Consider the following 13,955-nt stretch of genomic DNA (forward strand, 5'->3'; position numbering starts at 1 on the left):
AATTTAATATTTGAGGTGTGAGATGAATATCGGTCAGGCATCCAAACAGTCTGGTATTTCTGCAAAAATGATTCGTTACTATGAAGAAATCGGTTTACTTGAAGCGGCACAGCGTTCTGCTTCGGGTTATCGTATTTATTCAGAAACAGACCTGAAAACTTTGAACTTCTTAAAACACGCCAGAGAGTTGGGTTTTTCATCTGAACAAATGAAAGAACTAATTTCGCTTTGGAAAAATACAGATCGACAGAGTGCAGAGGTGAAAGCCTTAACCGTAAAACATATTGCGGAACTCAATCAAAAAATTGCTCATCTACAAGAAATGGTTTCTATTTTGCAGGCTTCAGCCGATGATTGCTGTGGTAACCAACAGGCTTCTTGTGCCATTTTAGATCACATTGAAAAAGGTGTGGGTGTAAGCTAAACCTCATTAAAATAAAAAAGGAAAAATCATGGCTTATACAGCTTCTTGTCTTTGTAATGGTATTCAACTCCAAATTGATGCGGAATTAGCACCCATTATGGTTTGTCATTGTAATCAATGCCAAAAAGCCCAAGGTGCTGCTTTTGCTGCCATTACACAAGTACAAAAAAGTGATTTAAATATTTTGCAGGGAGAAAACCTGTTACAGGCTTATTTTTCATCTCCTAATAAAAAGAGGATGTTCTGTAAAACTTGTGGCTCGCCTGTCTGGAGTGAACGTTTAGATAAACCTGAAGTGGTGTGTTTAAGGGTAGGGCTGGTTAATGAAGAAATATCGACCCAAGTTAGCTCTCATGCTTTTGTCACTTCAAAAGTTAAATGGTATTCAATTTGCGATGATGCTCATCAATATCCAAACGGTGTGGAAAGTCCTTAAATATTAAGGTTTGGCCAAATTTTATTCATTTGTAAAAAAACGTGAACAGTACTAGCCATGAATAAATAATGTGCTATAACTGTACTTAAGGTAATCGTAATATCTCCTCGATCCACAGGGAAACTTGGGACAGGGCAAAAGATACGATAAGACCTTACATATAGCTAGCAAAGAGCATGTAAGAGATGGATAGACACAAATCTTAGATTGCTCACCGTTGCAGAAAAGCCCGTGAAACGGGCTTTTTTAATGCCTGTAAAAAGCTATTTATGGGGGGGGGGCACTGCATAAATAATGTTTTTCTATAAGGTTATTTTTCATTTCTTGTTCAGCAAATAAAACGATAAAGAAATAATAAAATATTTTAAATATACAGACTCTTCTGTATTGCAATTTAAATTTTTTATAGGTACATTTAGCTAACGGTTTAAAGTTCAAGTGTAATAATGAACTCATGGTCGTTGTGGGAGATCTAAGAGCCTGCATTCTTCCCCAAGATGCGGGTTTTTTTTATGCCTATAAAAAGTTGACTATTAACTTAATTTAAATAAAAAATATCTAATGTTTTGTTATTTATAAAATTTTAATGAGCCTACGATTTAAAGGTTGCGTAGGCTTATGTGTGTAAAATTATTTAGGCGCGATAAGCCAAACAAGCTTTAGCACAAGCTAAGCATGCTTTAGCACAGATCTGACAGTGTTCATGTTCATGTTTGCTGCATTCTGCTGCACAAAGTTGACAGGCATTGGCACACAATTGCATTGCCGATTCAGCCAGCTCGGAATTTCTTAACTCTAAAGATGTACACAGTTGGCACGTCTCTACACATGTCATGCAATGCTTAATACATTCTCGCATCATATGAACATGTTCCTCTTGCAAACATGCTGCTGCACAGGTTTTACAAGCGATCATGCATTCAATACAGGCTTGAATTGAGGTAGAGGTGTGACAAAATAAAGAGGAGGTTGTTTCTTGTTGAATTTCCATAAGAGTTTTCCTATCGAAGACTATTATTAAAAAATGGAATATCGTTATATTTTCTATTTTAGAAGATCATTTTTAAGCAAGGGCTGTTTGAGATGAAAGGGCTACAAATCGGTAATACACAATTAACCTCGTAGTAGAATGTTACATTCAGTTTTTAGCTTAAAGACCCTTAATTTTTGATGATAATAAATGTCAATAAAATTTAAGGATTGTGTTAAATTTAATTGCATATAATACTTTTGGCTAATTTCTTATTGTGTGAATATTAGGCAAATTAGGAATGTGAACTTTAAAGGACACGAAATGGAAAACGTTAATCAATACGCTCACGGAGCTGAGCATGAAGTCCACATCCATTGCAAACGATCATTAAGCACATTAATACTCAGTATGTTTGTATTAATTACAACTGGTCGTTAAAAGAAAAGCACCCGAGGGTGCTTTTTCTATATGCTGGCTCGAAATAGATATGTTTAAGAATCTAAAAACCACGGCGTTTTTTATAGGCTTTGCGGTCATAAGAAGGGATGTTGGATTGCTGGAGATCAATCGCCAGCTGTTTCTTGCGTTGAAACTGTACTTCGTTAAAAAGGGCAGTATAAATTTTGGGACGATCAGTTTTAAACTTTTCTACATCCAATGGAATCTTATCTTCATTCTTGACAACGTACAGGACAGAACCATTGGCATTCGTTTCGTAAACCGTCCAACCAACCCGTACAGTGTAAAGGCCAGTTTTTGGATTCTTTCCTAAGTAAGATTTAAAACCATCGGGATGAGGGCGAACATAAGCATTCATCATGCATCCTCCATCATTTGATTTATTTGATGAAAGCGACAATCAATGAATTGATGGGGAGTGAGACATCATATTCAGTAAAATCACGATTTCTGGTTGTTTATATATTGTTCAATTTTGAAATTTCAAGTGAGGGAAAAACTATTATTTATGAAGTTATATAAGTTCAAAATATTAAAAATAACAGCTGATTTTTGAGTAAAAAATTCTCAAATTAATTTGGTATGATTTAGAAGAAATAGTTCATTATTTTATATTTCTGTGATCGATTTTGCATATTCAAAATGATTGAAATCGTAAGTGAATTTATGGTCAGTTTAAGTTAATTGTTTGCTTTTAAAATAAAAAAATTAATTTCAATACTTCTTGTTACAACCATTTTATCGACAATAGATGCTCCTTTTTGACATATTTCGTCTAGCATAATTAAATTGCTTTTGGAACTGTATTCATTTCAAACAAAGTAACTTGGTTAAACCAACGTAATTTACAATGTACGGATGCATTTATTTTAAATTTTCTTTGTATGCCAATCGGCTATTCAGCGATTAGCTTATTTTAAACTTAACCCATTATTCATATTAAAAAATTTAATTTTCAGGAGATTTTTATGAAAAGATTAAAAGTAATTATTAAGGACCAGTTTAACCAAGAAACGATTGCTTTGGCAAAAGTTAGACCCATGAATGACCACGCCCTTGAGCTTCATAAAAGTGTTGAACATATTGAAATTGATGATGACATTATTTTACCCAATATGGATTTGCTATATGAAAACCCTAAAAATGGGAAAATTTATCAATTAATTGGAGCATTCAGTGAGGAATAGCCCTTAAAGCATATTTGAAAATAACCAAAAGTAGATGATGTGTTTAGGAGGATTTTAATCGAAGGACTTTTAGTTAAGAAGTGCTGAAAATAAAGTCAAACTAACGTAATAGACACAATTAAAATATTGAAGATCCCAAAGAGTTGTGGGACCATGCTTTTTGTAAAAGTGTGACCTAATCCACACTTTTGCATTTCAGGACTAAGTGGTTTTCACTAAGCCCATTCCTTCAATGAGAAGTAGGAATGGGCTTTTTCTATGGCATTTTATTCTTTAAATGTTTCATCTAAAGCTTGTTGAACAGCTTCTATACGTGACTTACAAGCTTTATAGGCAGTAATCGATTCTTCAACAATTTTCATTAAATTATCAATATCCGGACTTTCTTGAGACTCTAATAATTCGGCATTTTTTTTCAAAACGTCATGGCCGTCCTTAAACGTTAACTCTTCATTTTTCATTTGGAATTACCTGTGTAATGTTGGCTTCAATCACACCATCTTGCATTTCAATGGCAATGGCGGGGTTTGAAATTTGATGTATAGAGCGAATAGCTTTTCCTTCTGATCTAACAATTGCATAGCCTTTGGCTTGAACCTGTTTCGGATTTTGTAAAAGGATTTCTTTCATTAAAGATTCGATTTGGGCTAATGAAAATTTAACTTGTTGCTGTGAACTAAACTGAATACGTTCTTTTATCTGGTCAAGCAGGTGATGTGCTGAATTAAGTTGACCTTGGGCCGAAGATTTAATGTGCTGAAGTAGCTGATCATTCTTACTTTGATAAGTCGTGATTTGATGTTGTGAAAGAAGCTTAATCGTTTGCAGACTATCAACCGCTTCTTGTACGCGTTCAACAATATGGTTACGAATACCAGCAATCACTTTACTTGGCGTATCGAATGAACGATGGGCAATTTCATCAAGAATGGTACGGTCTTTTTCATGACCAATACCTACCCAAATGGGTACAGAGCGTTTGCAGAGTAGGGCTGCAAGTTCATAATCATTCAAATACGCCAAATCATTCACCGATCCACCACCACGAATAATTACTATGAGGTCAGGTGGAAATTTAAATGTGCTGGCCCATTGTCTTAAACCTGTACCTAAAGACTCTATCAAGCTGGTTGCTGCTGTATTTCCTTGAAAAGTAGCTGTGTGATACACAAAATGGCAAACACCATTTCTTTCTAGCGCATCGGCATCTTTTTTAAAGTCACCAAGTCCCGCAGCATTTTGAGGGGCAATGACTAAAACATTTTGAATATCAAAAGGAGTAGGGAGAAATTTGTTCTTGTGAATTAAACCTTCTTGAGTGAGTCGTTCAATAATTTGCCGATAACGTTTAGCAATTTCGCCTAAGGTAAAACTTGAATCGATCTCTTCAATATTCACTGAAAATCCATATTGAGGATCAAAACGTGCTCGAATTTTTATGAGAACATTTAAGTCACTTGAAATCTCAATACCAGTTTCACGCTCAAACTTTAAAACGATTTTACTTGCCGAAAATTTCCAGATCGTGGCCTTACAACTTGCAATGACCTTATCAGTATCTGCATCTTTTTCTGCAAGCTCTAAATAGTAATGACCTCCTTTAATATTTAAATTTCGAATCTCTGCTTTTACCCAAACTGGCTCCTCAAAGGCCAGACGTATAACTTCCTGAACTGTGCCGAGATATTCACTAAGGGAAAACTGAGGTTCAGTCATATGAAATAAAAATTAGAGGAATAAACTAGATAGTATAAAAAGCAACCCACCCAAGGCAATTGTTGTCTGTGAATTTAGGGTCTTGTTTAAAATAAATACAACAATTCAAAAGTTTAATTTTAAATTTAGCTTGTTGATGACTCGTTAATTCAAAATATAAAATTAATTAAAAAAGATAAAACTGATGAATTACAACAGATTAAAAAAAAGGGTTTGCTTTATAAAATATATGGGCGTATAAAGCTTACTTCCAATTGCGGGGTGGAGCAGTCTGGTAGCTCGTCGGGCTCATAACCCGAAGGTCGTTGGTTCAAATCCGACCCCCGCAACCAAAATATTATGCTCTGTGATGTACCACTTTTCATAATGCGAAAATTATGAAAAGCATTAGCTTATAAATAACCCTATATCAAGCTAAATATTAAATTCTAGACTGACTGTCCATACCTTAAATCTAGCGTTCTAATTAAATACCGTCAAATCACATGAGCTCAGTGATGAGTGAATGATTGTGAATATAGTAAATGAGTGGCTAATTGCCACAGCCGTAAATGGCAATGAGATTAATGTGAGGATTGTTCCTCATGTGCGTAAGCAAAACTCTCTCGATGGATATCGTTGGGTCGAAGTTGGTAAGAAAATTCAACTTCAAACAGGTGAAGAAATCGAGTTAAACCAAGATGGTAAAAGCTTTTATGCTGGATTTAATCAGCTTTATCGTTTAGCTACGTATTGTTGATAAAAATGTTTAGTTCTAAAGCTAAAAACCTATCTCTTTTAAAGGAGATAGGTTTTTTTTATCTATATGGGTTATAAATAATTAAAATTATAAAAAAGAGAAATATATAAAATCGATAGAATTATTATTTTAATTATATTTATAGCTAAACTAACCTGCTCGCCAGAATTGACGGCCCATAACCTTAAAGTTCTTTCCATTTTCTTCGGTTACACGTCGGTCTCTAAATTTCTCATTTAAACTATGCAAAATTAAAGAGCCATCTGCTTCTTTGAAAATTTGCTTAATCATTCCTTCGCCTGCAAAGTAAACCGCATAAATCTCCCCATCAATCACTTCAGTCTGAGAGATATCAATGCCGACTAAATCTCCATCTTTAATGTAGTCTGTCATGCTATCGCCTTTAGCTTTAATAATACGCATGCATTCTTGAGCAACCCGTTTTTCTTTAAAAAATGAGGCCGGAAAAGGAATTTTTCCATTAATTGCATCGAAGTGAAACTCGATGGACTCACCTGTACCACAAGAGAAATTAGCCTCTACAACTTCAATCCAGACATATTGATCGGTGGATTCAGCACTCACAACAGTAGGGCTAAATACATCACTTTCTCTAAAAGAATCCTCTGTATTTCCAGTGGTTAACCAATAACCATCTACGCCTAAAAATTGGGCAATTAATGGAAGAAAAGCAGATTTCAAATTTTTCCCTGACTCTAAAGCTTGATAGGCAGGCTGAGACATTTTTACTGCTTCTGCCACTTCCGCCTGAGTTTTTTTCGCTTTAATTCTAGAGTCTTTTAAACGGTCTTTAAGAGCCATAATGGTCACACCAGCAAACTTATAACAAATATATAACTAAAGTTATATCGAGTAAAACAACTATAGTTATTGACTAATAACAACTATAGTTATAATATCAGTTATATCTTAAGATGAATAGATAAAGTTTAAATAGTATTTAAATTTCTATTTATAGGCTTATCAACGTGTTGAGATGAAAGCTAAGTTTATTTTGTTTCTCTAGGCGGCAAAATAAAAGGGAGATAGCTCAATTAGTATGTGCAGATAGGCTATCAAAACAAAAATTGGAATAAAAAAAGCCCGATTCCGTGGATCAGGCTTAATGTTCGTCGATAAAGGGTATCAAGAACATGAAGAATTTAACAAAGATTTTGAGGCGTAACAAAAGTTTCCGATATACGGCAAAGCCTTATTTGAACTTTTTGGTCAAAAATTAAAGTTCGAAAAAAGCTTAAATTTAAGAACTTTAATACTTTTTTACAATTTCAAAAAAGGAAATATTTATTTTTAAATTAAAGCCTTAAATGCATATTGTTTGGTTCTATATGTTTGTTGTACCAGATGAAACGTTTCGAACACAAAATTGTAGCTATGACTTAGATATATTGCTCAAAGAATAGATCGAAACTTCAAGAATAACAAACGATAAAGATGCCTTACTAAACGAGTAAGTTGAGTTGGAGATAGTGAATGACTACAGCAATGCAGAACAGAGCTAAACAACTTAAAAATGCAAAACGTGGAGGGTATGTCCCAACAATTGCAAAAGATATAAACAAATATAAGGTACAAAAAATAAAAAGGGCACTTGAAGAGGCGAAGCAAATTGCAAGTGAGCTTGAAGATGAAGCGTTCGAATTCGATGATCAAGTCTCGATGCAAAAAGCGATAGGTGCAATCACCGTAATTGAGTTGATTGAACAAGCCTTAAACAGTGCACACTAACCCGCTTTAGCACACAAACATTCTTTCTTGGGCCCTAAAGTTAAACGGGTCAAGGTAAGTTCGTCTTGCAATTTAGCGCCGCTTTAAAGTGTTAGTGATTTTTATCGACTGTAATAAAGAAAACTAAGGGTATTTAAAAACTGAAAAACAACACGCTGGTTATCGTGGTGGATTTTCAAGTTTTACCCTTTAAAGCAGGACAAGATTATGACAACAGTTCCAACAAGTGGATTAGCCACATTTTTAAATTTTTATAGCATTACAATTATGGTGGCCTTAGCAGTCAGCTTAGTTGTCGCAGTTGTGTTGATGATGCGTTTCCCTCGCTCACCGCAAGAATGGATTGTTGGGCTGATATGTACAGTGGTTTCAAGCTTAACAGGCGGCTCATTTATTATCATGAAATGGAATTTACATGAATGGGTATTAGATATTTGGGGAATGATCACACTATGTGGATTCTTCTTCATTTGCGGTTTGCCTGGTTGGGCCATTGTGAGATGGATATTTAATTTCATCAATAAACAAGAAGGTAAAACAATTGTAGAAGTCATGAAAGACTTAAAAAAAGCGAAAGATGATCTGCAAAATAGCTAAAAACAGTTTTAATTATATAGGTAAAATAAAATGAATATTGACCAGTACCTAGACGCAATCATAAACAGAGAAGGTGGATATGTTAACCATCCATCAGATCGTGGACATGTCACCAAATTTGGCATTACCGAATCGGTCGCTCGATCACAAGGCTATCAAGGTGATATGCGAAATTTACCAATAGCTGTGGCTAAGTCTATTTATAAAAAACAATATTGGTTTGAACCCCAATTTGACCAGATCAATGAGATTAGCTCAGCTATTGCAGAAGAGTTATTTGATACGGGTGTAAATTGTGGCGTCAATTTTGCAAAACCTTTGTTACAACGTGCTTTAAATCTGCTGAATAAGCAGGGGAAAGAAGGTTGGCCAAATCTTGTTATAGATGGCCAATACGGGCCTCTCACTTTTCAAGCGCTTACAACGTATTTGAACAAGCGTCCTAAAGATGGAGAAATGGTATTAGTCCGCATTTTAAATATTATGCAAGGGCAGCACTATATCGAAATTACAGAGAAGAACCCAAATTATGAAGATTTCTTTTATGGTTGGATTTTAAACAGGGTATCGTTGTAAAAATTGTAATTAGATAAAAATATGCTGAATCATCGAAATGCTTTAAAAGTCTAAACATGAGTTAAGGCTTTTAAAGCATCATTCTTAAAATAATGATTTATTGTGCGATAAGTAAAATTGCAAGAAGAAAGAAAATAGCCCCACTGATTTTATTGAGTATAGAAAAATTATTTCCAGCTAACATCTTTTCTTTAAAAATTGAAGAGAAATTCGCATAGACCAAATGAATTAAAAAGCCAATAAAACAAAATGTTAAAGATAGAACTAAAAACTGATTTAAAATTTCTTTCTTTATATCAATAAATTGAGGGAAGAGGGCGATAAAAAATACGATTGTTTTAGGGTTAAGCAAAGATGCGAGTAGACCTTGATAAAATAGCTTCGATTTACTTACATTTTTATCGCTTTGCTGATCAGTAATTAAATCTTGCGATGGAATTTTTTTACTGAAGTTTTTATATCCTAAATACATTAAATAAAATGCACCAATAAATTTTAAAACCGTAAAAATAGTAGGGTTACTCGTAATAATAAGACCTACACCGCTAGCAGAAATTACAGCAATTACAAACATACCAATAATTAGGCCGCTAATACCGAATAAAGCGGTTTTAACACCATAATTGATTGAATTTGTGACAGTAAATAAAACACCGGGTCCAGGGCTTAATAAGGTAAGAAATGCAATTGTTATAAAAACTAAAAGACCGCTCACGCTGATATATCCTATTTATCAATTGAGACAAGATTATGTGATTACTTTAAATGAGAAAATACTTTATGTATACAGAAGGTTAAGTATATTTTTTAAAGTTATACCTAGCAAAAATAAATATGGAAGCTATTAATTAAAAATAGAGAGTGAAATAAATAGATAATCTATTTAAATAGCATAGCAGTTATTGCAACATAAACATACAACCCTGATAAGTAGGCATGTTAGTATGCTAAGTCTATACCTCAAGAAATGTACAGTATGACGATAAAAGAACGGCAGTTTAAATCTGGCGAATTTCGGTTTTCCTTTTTATCGTTTAAATATTGGGGTCTATGGGTTTTAGCTTTTGTTTTAATGTTATTTGCGATGTTACCGTGGGCTATTCAATGGCGTCTTGCCGATTTTCTTTCAAAAATAGCGTGGAAATCTTTAAGTTCAAGAAGAAAAACAACAATACGTAATTTAGAAGCATGCTTTCCTGAAAAAACACCTATGCAAATTGAAGTCAAAGCCAAACAGGTTTTTGTTGATACTTTAACGGGTGTATTTGAGGCTTTAAATGCTTGGTATAGTCCAAACTGGTTTAAAAACCGTGTTCACATAGATGGATTAGAGAATTTAACCAATAATCAGGAAAATGGCGTACTTTTACTAGGCACTCATAGCACCCTTTTAGATGCAGGCGGAGCCGCTTGTACCTTGTTTTTTAACATGGACGTAGTTTACCGACCTCAAAACAATCCCTTTTTAGATTTTCTGATTCATCGTAGCCGTGCAAGAGTGTATAAAAACCAGATTGCTCGAGACAACATGCGTGGACTTATCCAAAACCTCAAACATGGCCATGCAATATGGTATAGCCCAGATCAAGATTTTGGCTTAAAACAAGGTGTAATGGCATCATTTTTTGGAGTGCAGGCGGCTACCGTCACGGCCCACCGCAGACTCATGGATATCTCAAAAGCGGCAGCAGTACCTTTGTACTTTTACAGAAGTGGCGATATCAGAAACCCTCAATATCATGTTCTATTAGAACCTAAATTAGAAAATTTCCCGAGTGGATGTGAAGTGAGTGATGCTGAAAGAGTCAATAAAATTATTGAGAATCAAATTCGTATCGCTCCTACGCAATACATGTGGTTCCATCGACGTTTTAAGACGCGCCCAGCTGGTGAAAAGAAATTTTATTGATGGTCTATGGGGAAATAGTAGAGCCACTTCTTTCGATTAAAATGAAACAAAATTTAACTTTTAATTGAAAGGAATCTTAATTAAATCAACATGAAAGACCAAGAAAGAGAAGTATAGAATTTTTCTTTCTTTAATTATTTTGAATATCGATTGCAAATGTTTTTGAAGTGTGTATTATCGAGAATAACTAACAAAATATTCTAGTCATCATAAATTTCTATTTGCGCAGTTTTATTTATAATCCTTCGGTTTTTCAGTTATTTAAGTTTTGACGTCTATTTTTTAGTTAAATTGGTTTCACCAATAATAAGTTATAATATTTTAAGAGTTAGGATTAACATATGTCTACTAGTACTGGTACAGTAAAATGGTTCAATGAAACTAAAGGTTTTGGTTTTATTGTGACTGATGAAGGTAAAGATATTTTTGCTCATTTTACTGATATTCAAACACAAGGTTTTAAAGTTTTAATGGAAGGTCAACGTGTTGAGTTTACCGTAGTTCAGGGTAAAAAAGGCCCCCAAGCTTCAAACATTGTGATTCTTCAAAATTCATAATTAAATAAAATGCATGAATATTTTTAAATAAAGTATTTAAATAAATTTTATTTAAAAAGTATCGCATTTTAGCAGAGTTTAAAAACCCACTTTACTTTTGTGGGTTTTTTATAAATTTTAATTAAAATTATATTTAAAATAGAAAGAAGTGAAAATAATAGTTTTAAAAATGCTTCTATATTTTATGTTATAATATGAACAATTAGGTGTGTAGTATTAAAATGGATATTTGTATTGGTGGTATTTTTGACGGTCAAAAAGTAGAAAACGATAAAAATTATTTTAAAGTGGAAGACCATTATTCTGATAATAGTTCTGAATATATTAAACAACACTTTCATTTATTTGGAAAACTTTTTACTTTTTGGATTTGTGATGACCTAGACTTGGAGCAAGCAACCAGAAAGGCAGAGCGAATCTTAACGAAGAAAAAAGAAAATATTTAGTTCAAAAAACAAATTACCTTTATATTGTCTGTTAATTTAAAGGTTTTCTTATTTAATATTAAGCTATTTTCTTAGAAATTTAATTGAAATATTTTTAACAAGAAAAGTTAAGATCTTGAACGTAAATAATTTTGTTTTTAATATATAAAATAGTATTTACAATATTTTAGTATTAGTTACACACTTTAACAATTTGTATGTGGAATTCGCTAAATATAGTTATACATTAGACTTAAGTTGAAGCTGTTTTATTTATTGAGTAAATAAAACAAAACTCACTTTAATGTCATTTATTGGAGTGGTTTTTTATTAATTCGGTCATCTTTAATTCAATATTTATAATTAAACTATAGATAATATTCATTGTTGTAGCCTCCCTTAGAAAGGAAAACATTTTAAATGTTAAATGAAGTACAACCTAATATTTGCTTTATTGGCAGTAGTAATTTAGCTTTAGCTTTAATAGGAGGAATGATTTTAAAAGGATTTAAAAAAGAAAAGATACACTTGATTGAAGAGAAAAAAATTAATGATACAAATGCATTGAAGCAAAGAGAAGATGGTTTAAAAAAAGCTGACATTGTTGTGTTGTTATTAGATCCAAAACAATTAAAAGAGACACTTGCACCGTTTAAAAAATGGTTAGCAAATAAAATTATTGTTTCTATGATGGCAGGGATTGATATTGAAAACTTATCCCGTTTTACGGGTTCGAAAAAAATCGTTCGTGTGATTTCAAATCCACCTGTGCTTACGCATACAGGTACTCACGTGCTCATTGCTTCACAGCAAATGGACCAGCTTGATAAAGACTTAATTGAAACGTTGTACTCTGCAACAGGCCAGACTTTTTGGGCACCGTCTGAAACACAAACTGATGCCATCATTGCGTTATCTGGTTCAGGGCCAGCTTACTTTTTTTATATTTTAGATAGCATGATTAAGACAGGTGTTTCATTAGGGCTCGACAAACAATTTGCCTTAGATCTCGCACTTCAAGCAGCGACTGGAGCAGTTGAAATGATTCGTAAAAGCAATGTTGCTCCTGCGGATTTATGTGGAAAGGTCACTTTAGCTAACGGAATTACCGAATCTGCTTTACGAATGTTTGAATTAGGAAATGTATCTGATGATATACGTTTAGCCATGAAGGCCGCATACCATCGTAGTAAAGAAATTACTTCAGAAATTATTTCTGAGGTTCGTTAATACATTCTGTGGAGAAAACTAGCCTTTTAAAAAGTATTCCCAAATAATATAACCTAAACCAAACCCTATAAAAGAGTAGAGAGTAATAATAAAGAATACAAAACTGGCCTTATTTTTTTTCTTCAAAATGTTCATGGCGATGCCTCCAATTCAGATTAATTTTATTATGGAGATGAGGAGGCTGTAATCATAGATACAGAATTTTTTAAAAAAAATATAACAGACCCTTAATCTATTATGGTCTAAGCCGCTTAGCTTAATAAAAATTTTAGAATCAATAACTTAAGTTAATATGCTATAGGCGTTACGTCTTTTATTCAATTAACATTAAATCTGCTGTATTGGCAGACTTAAGAGGGCGTAGGGCAAAGGTTGAGCGTGTGTGGCGAATTCCTTTAATCGAATAAAGTTTTTTCCGTAAAAAACGTTCGTAATGTTCCGCATCTTTTACTGCTACTTTGACCAAATAATCATAGTCACCTGTAACCAGATGAGCTTCTACGACTTCTGGGATATCTGCTAATGCTTCGCTGAAATTTTCCAGCATTTCATCGTCATGACGCTCTAAAGTAATTTCAATAAAGAATACTTCATGAATACCAATCGCTTTGGGGTTTACGTTTACCGTATATCCTTCAATAATTTTTAAAGTTTCCAGACGTTTTAGTCGTGTCCAGCATGGTGAAGATGAAAGACCGACTTCTTCTGCTAATTGAGCAACGGTTAAACGACCATTACCACGTAATGCAGATAAAATTTTCCGATCTATACGATCTAGTGTGTATTCTGTTCTGTTCAAAATATAAACCAAAGAAGAATCTTCTGATAAAATTAAATATACTTTATTTTTATGCTGTGAACATTTAAAAATATTAAAAAATACAGGAAACATTTTGAGCTAAAGGTACATACACTATTTCTATGCATCGAACCTTTCTGGATAAGGGTGGTGATGGAGCAAAGAGCACTGTTTCAGTA

The 13,955-nt window shown here is 33.5% G+C and carries 19 protein-coding genes, 1 tRNA gene and 1 pseudogene; 13 read left to right on the forward strand and 8 right to left on the reverse strand.

Going from position 1 to position 13,955, the window contains the following annotated elements; translation table 11 throughout:
- The first annotated feature begins 22 nt into the window (after positions 1–22).
- Both cueR and KTH84_RS09725 read left to right on the forward strand, forming a co-directional pair.
- On the forward strand, positions 23–424 hold the full coding sequence (gene cueR, locus KTH84_RS09720; protein WP_042897953.1) for a Cu(I)-responsive transcriptional regulator: 402 nt from the start codon (positions 23–25) through the stop codon (positions 422–424).
- Positions 425–452: 28 nt separating this feature from the next.
- On the forward strand, positions 453–860 hold the full coding sequence (locus KTH84_RS09725; RefSeq protein ID WP_262472988.1) for a GFA family protein: 408 nt from the start codon (positions 453–455) through the stop codon (positions 858–860).
- Between the two features lie 634 nt (positions 861–1,494).
- On the opposite strand, the gene KTH84_RS09730 is transcribed toward KTH84_RS09725, so the two are convergent.
- Complete coding sequence (locus tag KTH84_RS09730) at positions 1,495–1,851, reverse strand: four-helix bundle copper-binding protein (protein WP_042897957.1); 357 nt, start codon at positions 1,849–1,851, stop codon at positions 1,495–1,497.
- 481 nt (positions 1,852–2,332) lie between these two features.
- A complete protein-coding gene (locus tag KTH84_RS09735; RefSeq protein WP_262472989.1) occupies positions 2,333–2,653 on the reverse strand; it encodes a hypothetical protein in 321 nt (106 codons plus the stop codon).
- Positions 2,654–3,080: 427 nt separating this feature from the next.
- On the opposite strand from KTH84_RS09735, the pseudogene KTH84_RS09740 reads away from it, so the two are divergent.
- Positions 3,081–3,212 (forward strand): annotated as a pseudogene (locus KTH84_RS09740) (LysE family translocator); the annotation flags it as partial.
- A gap of 48 nt (positions 3,213–3,260) precedes the next feature.
- Positions 3,261–3,479, forward strand: a complete 219-nt coding sequence (locus KTH84_RS09745; protein ID WP_133974483.1) for a hypothetical protein — start codon at positions 3,261–3,263, stop codon at positions 3,477–3,479.
- A 266-nt stretch (positions 3,480–3,745) separates the two neighbouring features.
- Here the strand turns inward: KTH84_RS09745 and xseB are convergent, their stop codons facing one another.
- Together xseB and xseA are read right to left on the reverse strand one after the other, a co-directional pair.
- A complete protein-coding gene (gene xseB / locus KTH84_RS09750; RefSeq protein ID WP_042897961.1) occupies positions 3,746–3,940 on the reverse strand; it encodes an exodeoxyribonuclease VII small subunit in 195 nt (64 codons plus the stop codon).
- Positions 3,930–5,195: an exodeoxyribonuclease VII large subunit gene (gene xseA, locus KTH84_RS09755; protein ID WP_262472990.1), complete on the reverse strand. Its 1,266-nt coding sequence runs from the start codon at positions 5,193–5,195 to the stop codon at positions 3,930–3,932. Before xseA ends, xseB begins: the two co-directional genes overlap by 11 nt.
- Positions 5,196–5,450: 255 nt before the next feature.
- Here xseA and KTH84_RS09760 point away from each other — a divergent pair.
- Positions 5,451–5,527: transfer RNA gene (locus KTH84_RS09760), tRNA-Met, on the forward strand.
- A gap of 173 nt (positions 5,528–5,700) precedes the next feature.
- On the forward strand, positions 5,701–5,934 hold the full coding sequence (locus KTH84_RS09765; RefSeq protein ID WP_133974479.1) for a transposase: 234 nt from the start codon (positions 5,701–5,703) through the stop codon (positions 5,932–5,934).
- A 150-nt stretch (positions 5,935–6,084) separates the two neighbouring features.
- Here KTH84_RS09765 and KTH84_RS09770 read toward each other — a convergent pair whose 3' ends face one another.
- Positions 6,085–6,756 carry an XRE family transcriptional regulator gene (locus KTH84_RS09770; RefSeq protein WP_002119885.1) on the reverse strand — a complete coding sequence of 224 codons (672 nt, stop codon included), beginning with the start codon at positions 6,754–6,756 and terminating at the stop codon, positions 6,085–6,087.
- Between the two features lie 672 nt (positions 6,757–7,428).
- Between KTH84_RS09770 and KTH84_RS09775 the strand changes: the two genes are divergently transcribed.
- The 3 genes from KTH84_RS09775 (at position 7,429) to KTH84_RS09785 (ending at position 8,856) form a co-directional block, all read left to right on the forward strand.
- Positions 7,429–7,683, forward strand: a complete 255-nt coding sequence (locus KTH84_RS09775) for a hypothetical protein (RefSeq protein WP_042897964.1) — start codon at positions 7,429–7,431, stop codon at positions 7,681–7,683.
- A 207-nt stretch (positions 7,684–7,890) separates the two neighbouring features.
- Positions 7,891–8,280, forward strand: a complete 390-nt coding sequence (locus KTH84_RS09780; RefSeq protein WP_262472991.1) for a hypothetical protein — start codon at positions 7,891–7,893, stop codon at positions 8,278–8,280.
- A 30-nt stretch (positions 8,281–8,310) separates the two neighbouring features.
- On the forward strand, positions 8,311–8,856 hold the full coding sequence (locus KTH84_RS09785) for a glycoside hydrolase family 108 protein (RefSeq protein ID WP_262472992.1): 546 nt from the start codon (positions 8,311–8,313) through the stop codon (positions 8,854–8,856).
- A gap of 97 nt (positions 8,857–8,953) precedes the next feature.
- Here KTH84_RS09785 and KTH84_RS09790 read toward each other — a convergent pair whose 3' ends face one another.
- A complete protein-coding gene (locus KTH84_RS09790) occupies positions 8,954–9,571 on the reverse strand; it encodes a LysE family translocator (RefSeq protein WP_202742893.1) in 618 nt (205 codons plus the stop codon).
- A 261-nt stretch (positions 9,572–9,832) separates the two neighbouring features.
- Here KTH84_RS09790 and KTH84_RS09795 point away from each other — a divergent pair, with 261 nt between their 5' ends.
- The 4 genes from KTH84_RS09795 (at position 9,833) to KTH84_RS09810 (ending at position 12,977) form a co-directional block, all read left to right on the forward strand.
- Positions 9,833–10,765, forward strand: coding sequence for a lauroyl acyltransferase (locus KTH84_RS09795; RefSeq protein ID WP_133974475.1), 933 nt, complete (start codon positions 9,833–9,835; stop codon positions 10,763–10,765).
- Positions 10,766–11,106: 341 nt separating this feature from the next.
- Complete coding sequence (locus KTH84_RS09800) at positions 11,107–11,322, forward strand: cold-shock protein (RefSeq protein WP_133974472.1); 216 nt, start codon at positions 11,107–11,109, stop codon at positions 11,320–11,322.
- Between the two features lie 221 nt (positions 11,323–11,543).
- Positions 11,544–11,768 carry a hypothetical protein gene (locus KTH84_RS09805; protein ID WP_262472993.1) on the forward strand — a complete coding sequence of 75 codons (225 nt, stop codon included), beginning with the start codon at positions 11,544–11,546 and terminating at the stop codon, positions 11,766–11,768.
- 399 nt (positions 11,769–12,167) lie between these two features.
- Complete coding sequence (locus tag KTH84_RS09810) at positions 12,168–12,977, forward strand: pyrroline-5-carboxylate reductase family protein (RefSeq protein ID WP_133974470.1); 810 nt, start codon at positions 12,168–12,170, stop codon at positions 12,975–12,977.
- Between the two features lie 18 nt (positions 12,978–12,995).
- On the opposite strand, the gene KTH84_RS09815 is transcribed toward KTH84_RS09810, so the two are convergent.
- Positions 12,996–13,112 (reverse strand): hypothetical protein, encoded by a 117-nt coding sequence (locus KTH84_RS09815; RefSeq protein WP_128814490.1) that lies wholly within the window; start codon positions 13,110–13,112, stop codon positions 12,996–12,998.
- 178 nt (positions 13,113–13,290) lie between these two features.
- Positions 13,291–13,776: an Lrp/AsnC family transcriptional regulator gene (locus KTH84_RS09820; protein WP_034677787.1), complete on the reverse strand. Its 486-nt coding sequence runs from the start codon at positions 13,774–13,776 to the stop codon at positions 13,291–13,293.
- Positions 13,777–13,955: the final 179 nt, after the last annotated feature.

Source organism: Acinetobacter sp. WU_MDCI_Abxb74 (assembly GCF_025513915.1).
GTDB lineage: Bacteria > Pseudomonadota > Gammaproteobacteria > Pseudomonadales > Moraxellaceae > Acinetobacter > Acinetobacter calcoaceticus_C.

Bases quoted from the DNA above. Each gene is read 5' to 3' on its own strand.
- cueR (WP_042897953.1), top strand. From the start codon at position 23: ATGAATATCGGTCAGGCATCCAAACAGTCTGGTATTTCTGCAAAAATG.
- KTH84_RS09725 (WP_262472988.1), top strand. From the start codon at position 453: ATGGCTTATACAGCTTCTTGTCTTTGTAATGGTATTCAACTCCAAATT.
- KTH84_RS09730 (WP_042897957.1), bottom strand. From the start codon at position 1,851: ATGGAAATTCAACAAGAAACAACCTCCTCTTTATTTTGTCACACCTCT.
- KTH84_RS09735 (WP_262472989.1), bottom strand. From the start codon at position 2,653: ATGATGAATGCTTATGTTCGCCCTCATCCCGATGGTTTTAAATCTTAC.
- KTH84_RS09745 (WP_133974483.1), top strand. From the start codon at position 3,261: ATGAAAAGATTAAAAGTAATTATTAAGGACCAGTTTAACCAAGAAACG.
- xseB (WP_042897961.1), bottom strand. From the start codon at position 3,940: ATGAAAAATGAAGAGTTAACGTTTAAGGACGGCCATGACGTTTTGAAA.
- xseA (WP_262472990.1), bottom strand. From the start codon at position 5,195: ATGACTGAACCTCAGTTTTCCCTTAGTGAATATCTCGGCACAGTTCAG.
- KTH84_RS09765 (WP_133974479.1), top strand. From the start codon at position 5,701: ATGATTGTGAATATAGTAAATGAGTGGCTAATTGCCACAGCCGTAAAT.
- KTH84_RS09770 (WP_002119885.1), bottom strand. From the start codon at position 6,756: ATGGCTCTTAAAGACCGTTTAAAAGACTCTAGAATTAAAGCGAAAAAA.
- KTH84_RS09775 (WP_042897964.1), top strand. From the start codon at position 7,429: ATGACTACAGCAATGCAGAACAGAGCTAAACAACTTAAAAATGCAAAA.
- KTH84_RS09780 (WP_262472991.1), top strand. From the start codon at position 7,891: ATGACAACAGTTCCAACAAGTGGATTAGCCACATTTTTAAATTTTTAT.
- KTH84_RS09785 (WP_262472992.1), top strand. From the start codon at position 8,311: ATGAATATTGACCAGTACCTAGACGCAATCATAAACAGAGAAGGTGGA.
- KTH84_RS09795 (WP_133974475.1), top strand. From the start codon at position 9,833: ATGACGATAAAAGAACGGCAGTTTAAATCTGGCGAATTTCGGTTTTCC.
- KTH84_RS09800 (WP_133974472.1), top strand. From the start codon at position 11,107: ATGTCTACTAGTACTGGTACAGTAAAATGGTTCAATGAAACTAAAGGT.
- KTH84_RS09805 (WP_262472993.1), top strand. From the start codon at position 11,544: ATGGATATTTGTATTGGTGGTATTTTTGACGGTCAAAAAGTAGAAAAC.
- KTH84_RS09810 (WP_133974470.1), top strand. From the start codon at position 12,168: ATGTTAAATGAAGTACAACCTAATATTTGCTTTATTGGCAGTAGTAAT.
- KTH84_RS09815 (WP_128814490.1), bottom strand. From the start codon at position 13,112: ATGAACATTTTGAAGAAAAAAAATAAGGCCAGTTTTGTATTCTTTATT.